Source organism: Enterococcus sp. DIV2449a (assembly GCF_051711225.1).
In the GTDB taxonomy this organism is placed as follows: domain Bacteria; phylum Bacillota; class Bacilli; order Lactobacillales; family Enterococcaceae; genus Enterococcus_D; species Enterococcus_D casseliflavus.
Window position 1 is genome coordinate 1,977,442 of record NZ_JBIOME010000001.1, and the last position, 16,512, is coordinate 1,993,953.

General features: G+C 40.9%; 17 protein-coding genes. 1 reads left to right on the top strand and 16 read right to left on the bottom strand.

Features of this window, described 5'->3' with window-relative positions:
- Positions 1-4: 4 nt before the first annotated feature.
- The gene (locus IGI76_RS09330; protein WP_015509864.1) at positions 5-889 is read left to right on the top strand and encodes a LysR family transcriptional regulator; all 885 of its coding nucleotides are present in this window, start codon (positions 5-7) and stop codon (positions 887-889) included.
- 88 nt (positions 890-977) lie between these two features.
- On the opposite strand, the gene IGI76_RS09335 is transcribed toward IGI76_RS09330, so the two are convergent.
- The 16 genes from IGI76_RS09335 to rlmD all read right to left on the bottom strand — a co-directional run bounded on the left by IGI76_RS09335 (position 978) and on the right by rlmD (position 16,399).
- Positions 978-1,391 (bottom strand): VOC family protein, encoded by a 414-nt coding sequence (locus IGI76_RS09335; RefSeq protein WP_034858575.1) that lies wholly within the window; start codon positions 1,389-1,391, stop codon positions 978-980.
- A gap of 316 nt (positions 1,392-1,707) precedes the next feature.
- A complete protein-coding gene (locus IGI76_RS09340) occupies positions 1,708-2,166 on the bottom strand; it encodes a DUF3788 domain-containing protein (protein ID WP_333719229.1) in 459 nt (152 codons plus the stop codon).
- A 48-nt stretch (positions 2,167-2,214) separates the two neighbouring features.
- Positions 2,215-2,679 carry a hypothetical protein gene (locus IGI76_RS09345; protein ID WP_333719230.1) on the bottom strand — a complete coding sequence of 155 codons (465 nt, stop codon included), beginning with the start codon at positions 2,677-2,679 and terminating at the stop codon, positions 2,215-2,217.
- Positions 2,680-2,738: 59 nt separating this feature from the next.
- Positions 2,739-3,041, bottom strand: coding sequence for an antibiotic biosynthesis monooxygenase family protein (locus IGI76_RS09350; protein ID WP_333719231.1), 303 nt, complete (start codon positions 3,039-3,041; stop codon positions 2,739-2,741).
- A 165-nt stretch (positions 3,042-3,206) separates the two neighbouring features.
- On the bottom strand, positions 3,207-3,581 hold the full coding sequence (locus tag IGI76_RS09355; RefSeq protein WP_333719232.1) for a hypothetical protein: 375 nt from the start codon (positions 3,579-3,581) through the stop codon (positions 3,207-3,209).
- 270 nt (positions 3,582-3,851) lie between these two features.
- Positions 3,852-4,835 carry a serine hydrolase domain-containing protein gene (locus tag IGI76_RS09360; protein ID WP_333719233.1) on the bottom strand — a complete coding sequence of 328 codons (984 nt, stop codon included), beginning with the start codon at positions 4,833-4,835 and terminating at the stop codon, positions 3,852-3,854.
- A gap of 141 nt (positions 4,836-4,976) precedes the next feature.
- Complete coding sequence (locus IGI76_RS09365; RefSeq protein ID WP_123833709.1) at positions 4,977-5,528, bottom strand: CDP-alcohol phosphatidyltransferase family protein; 552 nt, start codon at positions 5,526-5,528, stop codon at positions 4,977-4,979.
- Between the two features lie 128 nt (positions 5,529-5,656).
- A complete protein-coding gene (locus tag IGI76_RS09370) occupies positions 5,657-6,349 on the bottom strand; it encodes a M23 family metallopeptidase (RefSeq protein WP_333719234.1) in 693 nt (230 codons plus the stop codon).
- A gap of 323 nt (positions 6,350-6,672) precedes the next feature.
- Positions 6,673-8,646, bottom strand: coding sequence for an ABC transporter permease (locus IGI76_RS09375; RefSeq protein WP_333719235.1), 1,974 nt, complete (start codon positions 8,644-8,646; stop codon positions 6,673-6,675).
- A 3-nt stretch (positions 8,647-8,649) separates the two neighbouring features.
- Positions 8,650-9,408 carry an ABC transporter ATP-binding protein gene (locus IGI76_RS09380; RefSeq protein WP_010749611.1) on the bottom strand — a complete coding sequence of 253 codons (759 nt, stop codon included), beginning with the start codon at positions 9,406-9,408 and terminating at the stop codon, positions 8,650-8,652.
- Positions 9,409-9,501: 93 nt separating this feature from the next.
- Positions 9,502-10,485 carry a sensor histidine kinase gene (locus IGI76_RS09385; RefSeq protein WP_142974086.1) on the bottom strand — a complete coding sequence of 328 codons (984 nt, stop codon included), beginning with the start codon at positions 10,483-10,485 and terminating at the stop codon, positions 9,502-9,504.
- The gene (locus IGI76_RS09390) at positions 10,478-11,170 is read right to left on the bottom strand and encodes a response regulator transcription factor (RefSeq protein WP_010749609.1); all 693 of its coding nucleotides are present in this window, start codon (positions 11,168-11,170) and stop codon (positions 10,478-10,480) included. Before IGI76_RS09390 ends, IGI76_RS09385 begins: the two co-directional genes overlap by 8 nt.
- A 107-nt stretch (positions 11,171-11,277) precedes the next feature.
- Entirely contained in the window at positions 11,278-12,108 is an 831-nt protein-coding gene (locus IGI76_RS09395; RefSeq protein ID WP_333719236.1) for a prenyltransferase, read from the bottom strand.
- A 335-nt stretch (positions 12,109-12,443) separates the two neighbouring features.
- Positions 12,444-12,872 (bottom strand): VOC family protein, encoded by a 429-nt coding sequence (locus IGI76_RS09400; protein ID WP_074932636.1) that lies wholly within the window; start codon positions 12,870-12,872, stop codon positions 12,444-12,446.
- A gap of 73 nt (positions 12,873-12,945) precedes the next feature.
- Entirely contained in the window at positions 12,946-14,607 is a 1,662-nt protein-coding gene (locus IGI76_RS09405) for a phosphoenolpyruvate carboxykinase (ATP) (RefSeq protein WP_333719237.1), read from the bottom strand.
- Positions 14,608-15,031: 424 nt separating this feature from the next.
- On the bottom strand, positions 15,032-16,399 hold the full coding sequence (gene rlmD, locus IGI76_RS09410) for a 23S rRNA (uracil(1939)-C(5))-methyltransferase RlmD (RefSeq protein WP_115232445.1): 1,368 nt from the start codon (positions 16,397-16,399) through the stop codon (positions 15,032-15,034).
- Positions 16,400-16,512 lie beyond the last annotated feature (113 nt).

Consider the following 16,512-nt stretch of genomic DNA (forward strand, 5'->3'; position numbering starts at 1 on the left):
ACCTATGGAATTAAAAAGTTTAACCACCTTTCTAACAGTTGCAGAAAAAGAAACGATTTCAGCTGCGGCAAAACATCTGCATCTCTCGCAACCATCCCTGTCACGACAGTTAATGGAGTTAGAAAAAGAATTAGGTGTCACGCTGTTCACCAGAGGCAATCGCAAAATCACGCTGACGGAAGATGGCCTCTTGTTTCGTAAGCGGGCGGAAGAAATTGTAGAATTGTTAGAAAAGACCCGTTCTGAATTTTTGTCGCCTCGAGATACGATTGCCGGTAACGTGTCGATCGGTGCTGGAGAAACCTACGTGATCCAGCTGTTGGGAAAAATCATCAAGGAGATTCAAGTTGAGTACCCTAACATCAAATTTCATTTGTTTAGCGGCAATGCTGACGAGGTCAAAGAACGGTTGGACAAAGGATTGTTGGATTTTGGCGTCGTGATCAGCCCCGTCGACGTCAAAAAATACCATTCCTTGCGCTTACCTGCCAGAGACACCTGGGGCGTCTTGATGCGAAAAGACAGTCCCCTTGCTAGTAACGAAGTCATCACACCAAAGGATCTCTGGGAGGTTCCCTTGATTACTTCACGACAAAGTCTGGTCAGCAGTGAGCTTTCTAAATGGTTGAAAAAAGACATGAACAAATTGACTGTCGTTGCCACGTATAATCTCGTGTACAATGCGTCAAAGTTGGTTGAAGAAGGCGTCGGCTATGCATTGACCCTCGACAAATTAATCAACTTCACCCCTGACAGTCCTTTATGCTTTAGAAAATTGAGTCCCACTCTTGAATCAGATCTTGCAGTCATTTGGAAGAACACCCAAGTTTTTTCAAAAGCCTCTGGACTTTTCTTGGAGCGGATGAAGGAACGCTTTATAGAGGAATGATTTCAAATAAAAAAAGATTTATCTCAAAACAATTATGAGATAAATCTTTCTTTACGTTTTTTTCTGATTCTTTTTGAATGTGAACTCTTTAGACACCACCATCCTCCAAGCTTAGCAAATTTCCTTCTGGATCGCGGAAATAGGCAATATGAAAAGCTTGGTCCCCTTCCCCCAAAACGGTTTTACTCACTTCAAACACTACACCAGCATTGTTCATTCTCGTATAATCTTCTTCAAAATCCGTGGTGTGAAACGTTGCCGAAAGCGTATCAGATGAAATCCGATTATCCGAAATCGGATAGCCCTCCATTTGATCGATCACGGCATCCACTTGAAACATACCAAAAAAAGGCGCCTCCTCTTTCTTCGATGCAAAGCTTGTATAAGGACCTGACTCATCGCCATAAGTTGGTACCAAACCAACTTTTTCCGTATAAAAATGATAACACTTCTGATAGTCTCCTTTGACTTGAACGCAAGCTGTGATTCGTTGAATAGTCATTTGTCTTTTCTCCTTTTCCAATGTGTCTTCCATCAATTCAAAAGTAATTAAAGCATATTTTACCCATAATAGCATATTTAGCGAGTAAAATTTATTTCATTGTGAATTTTATCCGATAATCTAATCAAAATTAGCGTTGGTTTTCCCAAGAGTTACTTATATTAAAACCCAATCAGAGGAAAGGCGATAAACTTAGAGTCTTCTGATTGACTTTTACTTTTCTTAACCTAAAAAATGGGTAAACTATAACGAAGATTCCTTTTTGATAGATGTAATAAAATCAGACTATCCAAGTTAAATAAATCATACTCTTACTTTATTTACTTTTTTTGAACACGATCAATTCGGTGATATCTTCAAAGAGTGATGGATTAGCGACATCAAAAATCACAGAAAAAAACTTCATTTTCGTGCCATTAGTTGGCGCCTTAAGAATGGTTTCCTTTGTCTCATCGCTGACTGGTAAAGACAATAACTGTGTTCGGACTTTCTCGCTAAAGTGAAAGGAGACTTTGAAGAAGCCCTCCCACATCGAGAGCCAAAAAATTGGTTTCACTTTATTCGTTCCACGAGTCGTTGTCCATTTGTTTTCGCCTTTTGACAACCACGCTTTTCCATCTTGGTAATAGCGCCAATCCATAAGAGAGATGCCCTCGTTTTCAAGGGTTTCGATAAAACGTTGATAAATGACATATCCTTCACCCAGAGATTCTGCAATCAGCTGCTCTGTTGGTTTCACGTTTTTGTCTCGAAACAATTGCTTTTTGCCTTCCATCCTTCCACTCAACTCCTTTGCGCTTCGTTTTTTAAGGTTTTCGCTACGTTACAATTTGATTTTGTTGATATCATCTGTGATGACCCAATCATCCATATTTTTTTCACGATTGTACTGAAATGGTGTTATTTCTTCTAATTCAGCGATTTCATAGACCGCTAGATACTTTTTCCCTGCCCATCGATCGACTTGTTTTTTCGATAAATTCAACTCTTTTTCATAGCGTTTTACAAAATCTATGGATTCTTCTTTCGTCATCTTTTCAGATTCAATCACGTTGGCAATGATGCCCCGATGAGTGATGGTCAAATCGCCGCCGGTCTCCACAAAATAAACAAGATCGTTGATTTTGGCTCTTCCTCCTAAAGGTGATTTTCTGCCGGCAGCCCCTCGGATGATCATTGTTTTGTCACCTTGAATCAGTTTCTCAAGCTCTTTGGCTTCTTTATTTAAATAGACCAAATGTTCTGCCCGACCGGTTTTTCCTTGATACCATTCTGCTGGTTTTGTCATAAGAAGTTCCTCTTTTCATATAAATTGTTTTTTGCGTTGTTCATTCCATGGTGGCTAAGTTATGGGAACGTTTTTTCAATGGTGTATAGGTGAGAGCTGCAACTGTTTAGATTGATGAATGAATAAAACTTTTGTGCAAAGGCATTAGGCGTGCCGCATCGGGCAAATGTTTCCGCATCTTCTTTCGTTTCGAACTTGGTGATGTCCGCCCAAGTTTCTCCATCTACTAATAATTCAAAAGAAAGGTATCCTCTTTGTTTGGAAATGTATTCTCGGTTTAATTGTTCAACGACACGAACAAATTCCGCTGTTGAAACGCCTTTTTTTAATTTGTACGAATTATGAAAAGCAACATGTGCCATCGGGGCTTCCTCCTTTTAGATTCCATCAAGTAATAGAGCGTTTAAAAAAAACTAACAGTTCTCCATTCAACCGTTCAAATGACTTTTTAACGTCCGTTGTATTTCTACCCTGTCCTTTCTTAACAGTTGCAACAAAAAGTCCGTTCAGCAGGAGAGCATTTGGTACTAAAGCGAGCACTCAAGAACTTTCCCCATTAGCTTGTCGTGGGGAACGATCAAACATTTCTCCATTGCTTTCCAGTAACTTTCATACAACTTTTTTTGAGCTTTGCCATAATTTTCTTCGCTATCAAACTCCCAATAGTGAGCATATTTCACACATTTTATGACTCTCGTCAATGGATCTGGCAGGCGACCTTCCTTGATGGTCCTCATTTCTTTGATGTAATGGGTTCGTTTCATTAATCGAAAGAACAAAGCTCCCTCCATGGCCTTCATTGCCTCTGTTGCTTCCTGCATGACTGCTTCAAAGGTCTCAACACTACTGGGTTTCACTTGATAGATACTGATTTCTGAAAACACCCCGACCGCTCCTTTCACTTGTGATTTTCTTCTCAATTATAGTATACCAAGTTTACGTCGTTGATAGTTTGGTCATTTTATTCATTTCTCATTTATCTTCCGTTTATTATTGATTTAGCCTCCTACCTGCGGGATCAAATTGCTAAATTATAATTTCATAAAAAGGCTAGCAGCCGAGCTTTATCAGTAGGTCACCTGCCTGCCATAGTCACAAAAGGGATCATTAAGCTTTCGACTACAAAAAAAGCAATCAACTTTTGACAGCAGACTGCTTTTTCTTAACGCTCATTAGTGCAAAAGGAACGGTTTTAGCTCTGTCTCGATAAAGTCGATGCGATCAAAGACAGTTGGCTTAAAATACGCCGTAATGGCGATAACAGTCTCTGATTCGGGATCAATATAAAGGACATTTCCACTATTGCCGATGGCGGCATAGGTGCTTTTCTCAGCATCCAAGATCCACCATAAATACCCATAACTCATATTATGAAATTTCTCTATGTTTGTCTCTAGCGGATTGACCATTTCAGTGAGCCATTGTGAAGAAATCACTTGTTGTCCTTGATGGATGCCTTGGTTCAAGCATAGCTCACCGATTTTGGCTAAATCTTTTGCTGAAAGACAAAGCCCGTAACCTGCAGTGCCAATATTTAAAGGATCGCAAAACCAAACCGGTTTTTTTGGTACCTTGCTCATCGTAAAGTGCTTATGCTCTTGTGCCGTTTCCGCATAATAATTGGTCAGTTCGGCTACACCAAGAGGTCGAAATAAATAATGGTTCGCATAATCAACGGTCGTCATTCCAGAAGCTTTCGCTAACAAACCAGTGAGGATCTGCAGACAAACGGTTTGATAATTGAATTCATTTGTCACTCCTTTTCTTCCTCCCAATAAATCAAGCGAGGCGCTGGTCCAGTCGTCACTCGAACAAACCTTTGTCCATGGATCACCTTTGCATTTATACGGGGCTCGCATCGTTAATAGGTGTTTGATCGTAATATCCTGAATCGTTTTTTCGCCCCGTTTTACTTGATAGTCTGGAAAATAATCGAGGACTTTGTCATTGACATTCCTGATGAGGCCTTGATCGATCGCTATCCCAACTAGTAGAGAAACGATACTTTTCGTAGCGGACATAAGGTGGCAAGTATCCTCTGGCTTATACTCATGCCATTCATCCGAGTAAACTTCCTTTCCATTTTGGTAGGCAGCAATTTGGCAAATATTAGGCTGGTTTTTACTGATACATGCATGCAGTTCTTGTCTATTCATTTGTGAAGCCTCCCTTCAAAGATAAGCATAATACCATTAAAAATTGTTTTCAATGTTATTTTTAAAATTGTTTTTGAAGGGTCTTTTAAAAGTCTATTAGCGATGAATACGCAAAAAAAAGCCCTCAATGATAGAGGCGCCTTACTTAAAACTTTCGAATATCGATTTTTGATTTCTATCCAGATTTTTTGAGAGGATCGTTATCAGCAATTCTTCTAATGCGGAAACAGTGGCGATGGTCCCCAAAATTAAGACAACAATTTTTGCAGGACTCACCATGAGCAGCAATGGGTAAATACCTAAAAGAAAACCGACTGCTTTGTTGAGCCATGTATGCAGACTACTAAAAGACCGATATTTTACATAGCCAATCAGATAACTGACAAAACGAATCATAGCAATCACTAGTAGCCAGACCCAAAGCGTATGTACCGCCAACAGCTGTGGTAGAAAAGAAAGAAAAACTGCGAGAAAAAAGCTTACATCTGCGAAACTATCTAGTAAGGCACCCACCTCACTCGTAAGATTCATCCTTCTTGCAAGCAGCCCATCGACGAGGTCGCTTAAAAAACAATAGGAATAGAGCAGCCAAAACCAGCCAGACATTGGCTGAAGGAATAGTAAAAGTGGTGCGAGAATCAGTCGAGAAGTGGTAAGGATATTGGGTAAATGATTCATTTGTTCTCCCTGCATTTCATTTTCTTCACAAATTTTGAAAACCTAAGATTATTTCACGTACTTAAAAGAAGTCCAAAGACTTTTAAACGTTTTTTCTTTTGAGCGACCTACAAGTCCTGATGCGAATGTTTCAAATCTGGTCCTTAGTCTTCCTTCAACAATCGTATCCGATCCGTACTACCTGGTATCCGATTCTGCACCTTTGTCCATCCCCCTGCTTGGTACACTTCATATTCTTCAAAGCGGCAAGGAAGACCTTTCGCATGAGCGATATCACTTGTGTCCATCACTTGAAAATGCAGATGAGGCGAAGTCGAATTTCCTGAATGGCCAACGTTTCCGATCACCATCCCTTTGGTGATGTTTTGTCCTACGGAGACAGTGACAGATCCTTTTTGCAGATGGACAAATGCCATATAAACGCCCTCAGAAGCTTTTATCACAATGTAGTTGCCGGCTATTTGTTGATAATCATCTTTGTGTTCATTAAAAAACAAACCATTTTTTACAGCGATCGAAAAATCTCTGATCCAGTGAACGATTTTCCGTTCCCGATAGCCATCTCTTGCAACAATTACTTCGCCATCACAAGGCGCATAGATTTTTTCGCCCCAACAATAACAGCTCTCCAGCGGAACCCCTAAGAAGAAATAGCTCAGAAAGCTTCGACTATGAAAAGCTTTGGTTTTCCCCTCAAAATTAACTTGTAAAAAATCAAAGGCATAACACAACCCCATTCGATCGGTACCATGGCTAGGAATCTTCTCGGCTGGTGTAGTCGGCGCAAGCCACTCACCTCTTAAGGGGAATCCAATGGTTATCGGCTGCTCTTTCATAAGGCTTTCTCCTTTTTGGATCACATGATCTCTTTTATTTTGAAATGACTATCAATCGCGCGGCACTCTATACCCGTGCTTTACTCCTTTTCACTATAGGTCACCTAAGGCTTTTTTTCAACTCTAAAAAAGTGGGCTAGCGGGCGTGCCTATCAAAAAAACACCTCAATCATGTAGTGATTCCAAACTGTTAGACCAAAAATTCTAACTTTTGAGCATCGCTTCATGGATGAGGTGTTCTTACATTTTATTTTTTTGTAGCTCTTGGCGGTGACGACTAATCCATCTAGCTATCGTCTGACAAAATAACATTTGTCCCCCCGCTACTGTTTGCGCTCCACCAATCGATAGTAGACTCTTGCGGTGATGAAATACACCAGCAGATAAATCATTGTAAACAACAGGACAGAAATAATCGTTACCGTGATCAATAAGTTACGATCCGTCAGACCAAAAAGAATCAGTAATTTTCGAATCATTGGTAAAGCAAACGCCAAATGGATGATCGCTGCCACCAAAGGAAATGAGAAGATCATCAAAACTTGCTGCTGGATCACTTGCTTGACTTCCTTATGGCTTAACCCAACTTTTTGCAAGATCTCGAAACGTTCTTTATCCTCCATCCCTTCGGAAACTTGTTTATAATAAATGATCAATGCAGCAGCTAAAATAAAGATCACACCAAAAATCAAGCCTAAGAAGAAGAAGCCGCCGGTAAAGGTTTTTGTCTCAACTTCAAAAAGATCTTTTGATTCAACGCTCGCCTGAGCATCTGCTGCCAGAAGTTCGCTGCGAATCTCTTTTGCGATGGCTTCGCGATCGCTTGCTTCTTCTGTTTGAAAATTAAAGACTGTTGTTGTCACTGGTTGCTGGTAAAGTTGAAACTCTTCGTTTTGATACCAAGCGCTTAGCTTTTCGGCAAGCCACTGATCATCCGCCACGAGAACAAGATGCTGAACGGGGTTTTCTACTTTCGTGAATGTTGGCAGTTCTTTCAATTCCCGCAAGCGAAATTGACGATCATCGATCGTCGTCTTTTCTGGTAATGCTTGATGCGTCCAGGTGGCGGGAAAAACGAATAGTTCGTCGTCAGCGGGTCCTGTTTTCCCGGTGATTTCATGGTATTCAGAACTGGTAAGAAAAATAAGATACACGGCTTTATCTAAACTACCGCTATTTTCTTCAAAAGTGGTTGAGGGAACAAAATTTGGTTCCTCAAAGGTAAAAAGCAACGGTCTTGTTGTAGTGACTTGTTGGCGCTCTTTGATCGTTAGCTTATCTTCAAGTCCATCAATTGCTGTGTTGATTTGCAGGGAATCAGCCGCTGACTCAATTTGAACATCGTAAGGAAAACGGGTTTCGATCACATTCTTTTGTCCAAAATAAAGACTGGCGGTCGTAGCAACGGTCACTAACACCATCGTTGATAAAATACAAATACTTGCTAAACCAGCCGCATTTTGTTTCATCCGATACAACATGGTAGAGACATTGATAAAATGGGTCGTTTGATAATAATAGGTCGTTCGTTTTCTTAAAAACTGCAAAGCTTTGATACTGCCCGCAATAAACAACAAATAGGTAGCCAAGATTACGAGGACGACGGCGACAAAGAACAGGCCTAATGCACTGATGGGCGACTTGATCGTCACAGAGATCGTATAGCCTGCCACTAAGCATAGGACACCTAATACTGCCAAAATACCTTTTGCTCGTGGTTCTTTTTCATTTCGCTTGCTTCCCTGCAGTAATTGAAGTGGATTGGTTTTGCGGACTTGCAGTATGTCAAATAAAAATAAACAACCAAAGACGAACATAAAATACAGGATCACCAAGCCAATGCTCTCAAATGACAGTTTGAAGACAAAGAACTCGCCTACGGCTAAGATTTTCTTCAGTATCAAAAATCCTAATCGTGCAAACAATAAGCCACTGATCAGTCCGGCGGCAAGGCTAATGAGAAAACTGTAAAAGAGTTCCCAAAAGACCACGAAGGCGATCTCACGTTTTCCTAGTCCTAAAACATTGTAGAGACCAAATTCTTTTTTTCGCTGCTTGATCAAAAAGTTATTGGTGTAAAAGGAAAAGATCGCCGCAAAAATCATGAGGATGATATTTCCTAAACGAAACATGAAGATGGCGCTTTGACTACTAGGAAGTTCCTTCATTCCTGGATTGTTCACGATGATTTGCGTCATCATCAAAACAGCCACCAAGAAACTCATAGATAATAAAAAGGGTGTGTAAGCTTTGGCATTTTTACGCAAATTGGAGAAGGCGATTTTTTGAAAGAACATTGGTTACTCCTCCTTTGCAAAGACAGCAGTCATTGTTTCGGCTATTGCTTCTAGAAAAGCGGTATTGCTGCGATCCCCTCGATACAGCTGGTGAAACACATACCCGTCTTTGATAAACAAGACGCGTTGTGCGCGACTGGCTGCGATCGAACTGTGAGTGACCATCACGATCGTCTGTCCATTTTGATTGATCTGTTGAAATAATGTCAGTAATTGATCAGAGGTTTTCGAATCCAGCGCTCCGGTTGGCTCATCTGCTAATAGCAGTTCCGGTTTTGTGATGATTGCTCGTGCGACAGCAACTCGTTGTTTTTGTCCGCCAGACAATTCATACGGATAGTGCTGCAATAAATCGGCGATCCCTAAAGTTTGTACGATAGGCTGAAGCTGCTTTTCCATTTGTTTGACGGAAACTTTTGATAAAACTAATGGCAATAAAATATTGTCTTTTACCGAAAAGGTGTCCAATAAATTAAAGTCTTGAAAAACAAAGCCTAAGTGATCCCGTCGAAAACTCGCTGCGTCTTTTTCTTTGATCGTGGTCAGATCGATGCCATTCAGCTGCATTTCACCCGCTGTTGGTTGGTCTAACGTCGCCATCAAGTTCAGCAACGTACTCTTTCCCGAACCTGATTCCCCCATGATAGCGACATATTCCCCTTCTTCTACCATAAAGGTAATATTTTTCAACGCTTCAACGGGTTGTCCGTTCAGCTGGCTTTGATAGATTTTTTTTACTTGTTGAATGTTTAAAAGTGTCATCTTGTTCCCTCCTTCCTTTTTAGAATAAGCTGACTGGCAGAAAAAAGCGACTTACAATAAAAACCGCAAACTTACAGTGTTGAAAGTTTGCGGCTATCCGTTATTTGTGGTGGGAAAATGAAGTGTGACGATGGTTCCCTGTCCTACTTCAGAATCAATCGCTAAACGGCAGCCGATTTTTTCAGCCGCTTGTTGACTCATATATAAGCCTAGGCCGCTCGCTCGTTGCTGAAAGCGACCATTTTGTCCCGTATATCCTTTCTCAAACACCCTTGGCAAGTCTTCCTTACGAATACCAATGCCGCTATCTTGAATCACTAAGGCATTGTCTTTAGTGAAAACGTTGATGCCACCAGTTTCGGTATACTTCAAGCTGTTGAAAAGAACCTGTTCAAAAATAAAAACGAGCCACTTTCGATCGGATGTCACCGTCAAATCCACCGCCATGTCCAGTTGCAGATTCTTTTTCGAGAAAAACAAGGCATACTTTTTGATCGTTTGACGAACGAGGGGCGCTAAAGCAATCGACTCAAAGACAAAATCTTCATTCGCTAAATTTTGTCGTAAATAATTCAACATCATTTGCAAGTAATCATTCACCTTAAATAATTCCGCTTTGACCTCCGTCGGTGACAACGAATCGCTTTGGACCAAAAGATCTAGCGCAGCTAGAGGCGTTTTGATTTGATGAAGCCATAGGCCGAAATCTTCATAAATTTCTTCATTTTTTAACGCTGCCTTGTAATCAGAAGTGGTTTTTTCTCTTGCCAATTGTTTAAGAAGGGCTTGGTATTCGTCTTCTAAACGATTTCGAGTGGCAGGCAAGAACGCCAACGCCGCTTCCGTCATACGTTCTTTTCTTAATAAATGCTGCAGCTGCTTTCTTTTTTGTGCGTAACGAAAATAATGAAAAAGGGAAAGTCCCCCTAAGATCACCCCTGAAAAGACCACATAGTCAATGAAGGGCTCCAACGAAAGGCTGTGGAGAAAGAATAGCCCAAATAGGCCCGCACTAAACAGCAGGTAAACGAGATAAAACTTTCCATAAAGGACGAAATATTCTTTCACGTTAGTCATAGGCGTGTTCCTTTTCTATCAAATACCCTTTATTCTTTACCGTCTGGATCAAATCGGATAGTTCGATCTGGCTTAATTTTTTTCGCAAGCGGGTCATATTGACCGCTAATGTGTTATTATCGATGAATTCTTCACTATTCCAGAGCATTTCAATGATGGTCTCTTTGGCTACGATCTTCCCTCGATGCTGCAAAAGCAAGGAAAGAATCCGAGCTTCATTTGGAGACAGTGGCAACTGTTCCCCCTGTTTTTTTAATACATTTTCTGTGGGATAAAAGGTTACTTGCCCTATCTCAAAGGTCAGCGCTTGTTGGTGGCTATACTGATAGCTCCGCCGCAGCAATGCTTGGATTTTTGCCAAAACGAAGGCTAAATCAAAGGGTTTTGTTAAATAATCATCTGCTCCCATGTTCATCGCCATGATCTGATTCATCTGTTGATCCATCGACGAAAGGAAAATGATCGGCACTTCTGACTTCTTGCGAATTTCTTGGCACCAATGATACCCGTTGTAATAAGGCAGCGAAATATCTAAAAGAACGAGATCCGGTTTGATCTCATGAAACTCTTGCAAGATGCTAGCAAAATTCTTCGCGGAAACACATTCGTACCCCCATTGCTGTAAATATTCTGCTAGAACAGAGACGATCGTTGCATCATCTTCAACAAGATATATTTTTTGCATGTCTTTCTCCTCTCTGTTGATTAATCACTTGCTTCTTTACAGACAGTGTACCAGAAAAGAAAAAGAATCGTCTAGATGGGGGGAACCTTTCAAAGGGCTGTTTTTCCTCAATCCTCTGCCAATCGAGCAAGAATTTCTTGGTAACGCTGTGTGGCAAAGGGACTGATATGCCCTTTTTGGCAAAAATTCAGTTTCCCCAGTTTGGGTACGACCCGTTCTACGATGACATTGCCATTTTGAACTTTCGATTCAAACTGCTGCAAAGCCTCCAAAAATCGTGCGTCTTTTCTGGCAGAAGGATAAAAAGACAAGACATACAGATAATAAAAAAGATTGTATCCTCTAAAGGGGTATTCTGTCTGCATAAATAATGTACCCATCCCATACTGACAGGGACTGATTGGCTGACGGATCTCCCAATGAGCAAGCAAAAATTCGCTTGCTTGCTTAAGCGTTTCCATTTTTTCACGATCATGAGTATAGCGAAAAGCATCAAGGACCGTTAACGTCGTCATTGGCGTGGAAAAGTGGGTCTCAGGGCCGCGACCAAAACTATACTTATTGCACTTCCAGCCGCCATCTGCTTCCTGAGTAGCAAGAAAATAGTGAAAGGTCTGTTGCAGCCGCTGGTCCCTTGTGTAACCAAGAGCACACAGCGTTCGCAAAGCCAACGCCGTATGACATGGATAGATCCCCCCTGACGGAGAAATTTTAAATCTGCCGTCTTCTCTCCATCCTTGAAAGATCAATGCGGCTGTCTCTTTTAATAAGTTCTCCTCACGTGACATGCCAAGTTCAAGTAAATAAAGAGGACTTTCTAAGGTCGTAAAGGGTGCTCCTTTTAGTAATTTATGGTCTGGCGTCGACCATAAATCGGCGCCATGATCATATTGATGGGAAATGATTGCTTCGATGTCTTGCTGAACCCTCTGATCCATATTGATCTTCCTCCATCTCTTAAGTGTCGTGCAATCAACCCAATAATCCTCATTGACCCACGGTGCACTCGCTTCTAGAATGATAAAAATTCGAACGTTTTTTAACACATGAGTTAAGTTTTTGTTTTTGAATTGTCCAAATGAATTTTAGAAATCAAATAGTTTTTTCCCGACGGACGTACTTTTAAAAAGAATGTTCTAGTTTTCCTGATGACAGGTTTTAAAAAAGTTTGTCTCTGAAATCGCATGATCATCCGAACCCCATAATGAAAGATCACCTGAATAGGAACACGCTCACGCAACAAGTTCATGCCACGCTCTTTTAGTTTAAGGAATCAGGCATAATGAAATAGTTCAAAACGAATGCCTTCTGGGCTTTCAAAGAATAAGGCATAGTAGTTAGGGGCGATGCGCTCTTTGTATTCCATTGGTCGATCGTGAAGGATCTTTACCCCTAAAGCTTTTATTTTGGCAAAGATCGCATCTACGACTTCGCGGCTTTCCGCCTTAAATGCTATGTGTTGAACAGAGCCCGGTTTTCTTGAATCGATTTTCTCGTTCTTCCATTCTTTTCGCGGGGAACAAATGCCGAAATCAAATGAATCGCCTATATATTCTACTACTTCCATATCGGCATGTTCTAAGTACCCAGAATATTTCTTCTGAAGGTCAAAACCTAATACTGCAAATAATTGATCATAAAAGCCTTCTGCTTTTTTTACATCATTGACTGTAATTTGGATATGGTGAAACTGAATGTTCATATTCGCTCCTTTCTGGCTAACAAAATAAGTGTTTCAGGAAAAAAGCCGCTTGCGGAAGTTTGATTCAACTAAATTAGCTAGGAAGCTCACTTAATGTAGAAATCACCTTTTCCATTGCCGTTGCTACTTCTTTAGGCAACTTATTATAGCCATCATTTTCTGTCTCTTGAGCCAAAATAAAGTCCAGCCGACCTTGCATCCGCTCTCTTAAATGAGCAACATAGGAGGCATCTTGAAAATCGACTTTAAAGCCTGTTACTGGCAGGAAACTCATTTCGGTGATCCCACCGAAATTTTTAAATTCAGCCTCGCCTTCCAAAATTTTTTCAATCGATGTTAGTGTGACTTTAGGCGTGACTTTCTTGCCTTTGTAAAAGCCTGTATTTAGAATATAACAAGCCGTTTGGTTTTCTTTAAACAAGTGCATGAAATGGGCAAAATCTTCCCCTAAAGGATAGACTCTAAATGGATTGGCATAAGGTTCGATGACCAGTTTATCTATATCCGTGGTCTCGACAATATGTTCAGCTGTCGTGCGCTTCGTAGCTAAGGTCAAACCAAAAACAGCGGCTAAAATCGGATCGTCAATTTTTACTACCGGAGGCAGCGTGTCATCTTTCATGATCCAACATACGGCATCGATCGGCGAATCTAAATGGTCCACCCGATTAGGTGTGACATATCGTGATTTGACGGTTCGACCATTCCCATTACGAATATCTTGGGTCACGAGGACCTTTTTTCCTTTCTCGTCTAAAGTAACCCCAACATTTTGACAGGTGATAAAGTAGCGGACATTTGGGTTGGTTAATGGATAGTCTTGCGTTTTATCAAAATAAGAAGGCTCCAGAGCAGTAGATGCACCATTTGTTTGATTAATCACAAACGCATCGTCATGCAGAACCTTGATCTCATATCTGCCATCATGTTCTGCCAATGTGATAGTCGATTTTCCTGATCCTGAAAGACCAAAAGCAGCCATCGTAAATGTTCGATTCGGTAACTGATACTGCTTCATTCCCCCATGACACGCCACAAAGCCATGGCGATGCGCGGTAGCCCAAGCCAAAGTTAATGTCGCTTTTTTCAATTCACCAAAATAGTTTAAACCTAAGACTGCCGCAACATTGTGTTCAGGATCAAAAAGAGACAGTCCATAAGGAAAATCAGGATGAGACCAATCTGGATCAGCGTACAAAAAAATGTCCGTCTCTGGATATTCTTTGGAACGTTGGTACCTTTCTTCCCATGATTTCGTCATCAATTGAAAATTCAACAAATAAGAGTAAAAGTTGGTTTCATAGTGCTCTGGTATCAACAGGTGAGCTTTGACCATAAACGCTTCATCTAATCCTACAACAACTTCACCACCATAAAATTGCTTGCGGGTTCCTTGGTATAAGGCATCTCGCAAAATGTCTTCATATAATTCTCGCTGGATTCCAGGATGCCCGATGATGCGTCGAGCTGCCGCTGTCCGTCCAACTACTTTTCCGTCATTAAACACGATGACTTTTGCATCCTCTGGTAGTCCTAACTCTTTGGTGTGTGTGACCGACATATCCGTAAGAATAGCGCCAGAAGATTCTTTTGCTAAGTGATAGGCAGTGGCTAGATCATCAATCCAAGTGACATTGTTCCCATAAAAAGCTGACTCTATCAACACTTTAAAACTCGACAAATGCGTATTTTGCGGTGTAATTTCTTTGTGTGAAAATGCACGAATCGTTGCCATGTGCAATCCCTCCTAACAAAAATTTTCTATTCACTACGTTTATTATAATACTTTCTAATCACCACACGCCATATTTTTATACACATTAACTATAAATTGCCGACAAAACATTTTGTTAAAGGATTTGGCTGTCTGCATATTTGTAGCTTCCCTGCTTTTTGCATTGATTTTGTCCCCGCTCATCATTAGTGAGAAAGAACAAAAAAACTGGAACAAAAAAGAATGTCTTTCTGTTCCAGTTTCTGGTTTTATATTTCATCCATTCCAAACGTCACAATCGACGTAATTAGATAGACAGATGGGTTATAGTTGCTTATTTCTCAATTGATTCGCCTTCTCTAGTAACTTTGTTATCGTAAGATTTTATGACAATTACCATAAAAAGAATTCACGGTCAAAATCACTGAAAAGAACTCGTTTTTTCTTAACGACGTTCTAACAACACGACACACTCCACATGGGTCGTTTGTGGGAACAAATCAACAGGTTGGACTTCTTTTGTCACATACCCTTCTTCTTCAAACAACGCGAGGTCACGAGCCAAGGTTGCTGGATTGCAGGAAATGTAAACGATGCGCTCTGGTTTAACTGCAGCGGTCGTTTCAATAAAGCTGGCATCTAAACCTTTGCGAGGTGGATCAACGAAGACGACTGTCGGTTGAATGCCTTCACGTAGCCATTGCGGCATGATTTTTTCGGCTTTACCGATAAAGTAATGCACGTTTTCGACACCATTTCTTTTGGCATTGGCTTTGGCATCGTTCACTGCTTCAGGAATGACTTCCATCCCTAACACTTCTTTCACGCGATCAGCCAAACTGATCCCGATCGTTCCGATTCCTGCATAGGCATCCACAACGACATCATTTTCAGACAGTTGTGCCATCTCGAAGGCGGTTTGGTACAAGACTTCTGTTTGCGCTGTGTTGACTTGGTAGAAAGATTTCGCTGAGATTTGGAAGGTTTTGCCTAATAATTGATCATCGATCGATGACTTGCCATACAAGACACGCTCGAACTCGCCCATGATCACATTGGTTTTTTCTTCATTGATGTTTTGAATGACAGAAACAACTTCTGGAATCTCTTCGTGGATCACTTCCGCGATCTCTTCTCCCTTGAAGAATTTCGGTTTACGTGTCACTAATACGACCATCATTTCACCTGAGTGATGCCCACGACGAACGACAATGTGGCGTAAGAACCCTTCATGGGCTTCTTCATTGTAGGCTTTGACATTGAAGCGCTGCAAAATATCTCTGACTTTGATGATTGCTTGATCGATGTTTGGATCTTGAATATAAAAGTCTTCGATCGGTACCAGAGTATGGCTGTTTTTGCGGTAAAATCCAGTCGTTAATTTTCCATGAATCTTTTGCACAGGGATTTGCGCTTTGTTGCGGTAACCAAATGGTTTTTCCATTCCGATTGGTGCCTTGACCTTGATTTCAGGCAGTTTGGCGATTTTAGCCAAAACATTCTCTACTTGCTGCTGTTTGAAGGCTAATTGTTTGTCATAGCTCAAATGACTCAATGGGGCGATCCCGGTGCGCAACAATGCTTCATTCGGTAATTCTTGTCGATCAGGACTTGCTTGCAACAGTTTCATCACTTTGGCAAAACCAAATTTGTTGCCGACTTTCAACACTTTGACTAAGGCACGTTCATTTGGCAGGGTGTTTTCAATAAATAATAAGTACCCATCGACTTTGGCGATCCCATTTCCTTCATGGGAAAGGTCCAAAATATCGACTTCAAGTTCCTGATTCTTTTTAACAGGATAATTTTTCATAGATTTCTCCTTTGTGCTTACTTTCTCCATTTTAAAAAGGAATGGTCGAAATTGCAAGCGGTGCTTATTTTAACGGTTCAACAGATCGGGTAGACGTGCAAAAAAGAACCGAA

Coding starts and splice junctions, on each gene's coding strand:
- IGI76_RS09395 (WP_333719236.1), bottom strand. CDS start 12,108: ATGGATCAGAGGGTTCAGCAAGACATCGAAGCAATCATTTCCCATCAA.
- IGI76_RS09335 (WP_034858575.1), bottom strand. CDS start 1,391: ATGACTATTCAACGAATCACAGCTTGCGTTCAAGTCAAAGGAGACTAT.
- IGI76_RS09385 (WP_142974086.1), bottom strand. CDS start 10,485: ATGACTAACGTGAAAGAATATTTCGTCCTTTATGGAAAGTTTTATCTC.
- IGI76_RS09400 (WP_074932636.1), bottom strand. CDS start 12,872: ATGAACATTCAGTTTCACCATATCCAAATTACAGTCAATGATGTAAAA.
- IGI76_RS09340 (WP_333719229.1), bottom strand. CDS start 2,166: ATGGAAGGCAAAAAGCAATTGTTTCGAGACAAAAACGTGAAACCAACA.
- IGI76_RS09370 (WP_333719234.1), bottom strand. CDS start 6,349: ATGAAAGAGCAGCCGATAACCATTGGATTCCCCTTAAGAGGTGAGTGG.
- IGI76_RS09405 (WP_333719237.1), bottom strand. CDS start 14,607: ATGGCAACGATTCGTGCATTTTCACACAAAGAAATTACACCGCAAAAT.
- IGI76_RS09380 (WP_010749611.1), bottom strand. CDS start 9,408: ATGACACTTTTAAACATTCAACAAGTAAAAAAAATCTATCAAAGCCAG.
- IGI76_RS09350 (WP_333719231.1), bottom strand. CDS start 3,041: ATGGCACATGTTGCTTTTCATAATTCGTACAAATTAAAAAAAGGCGTT.
- IGI76_RS09345 (WP_333719230.1), bottom strand. CDS start 2,679: ATGACAAAACCAGCAGAATGGTATCAAGGAAAAACCGGTCGGGCAGAA.
- IGI76_RS09390 (WP_010749609.1), bottom strand. CDS start 11,170: ATGCAAAAAATATATCTTGTTGAAGATGATGCAACGATCGTCTCTGTT.
- rlmD (WP_115232445.1), bottom strand. CDS start 16,399: ATGAAAAATTATCCTGTTAAAAAGAATCAGGAACTTGAAGTCGATATT.
- IGI76_RS09360 (WP_333719233.1), bottom strand. CDS start 4,835: ATGAATAGACAAGAACTGCATGCATGTATCAGTAAAAACCAGCCTAAT.
- IGI76_RS09365 (WP_123833709.1), bottom strand. CDS start 5,528: ATGCAGGGAGAACAAATGAATCATTTACCCAATATCCTTACCACTTCT.
- IGI76_RS09375 (WP_333719235.1), bottom strand. CDS start 8,646: ATGTTCTTTCAAAAAATCGCCTTCTCCAATTTGCGTAAAAATGCCAAA.
- IGI76_RS09330 (WP_015509864.1), top strand. CDS start 5: ATGGAATTAAAAAGTTTAACCACCTTTCTAACAGTTGCAGAAAAAGAA.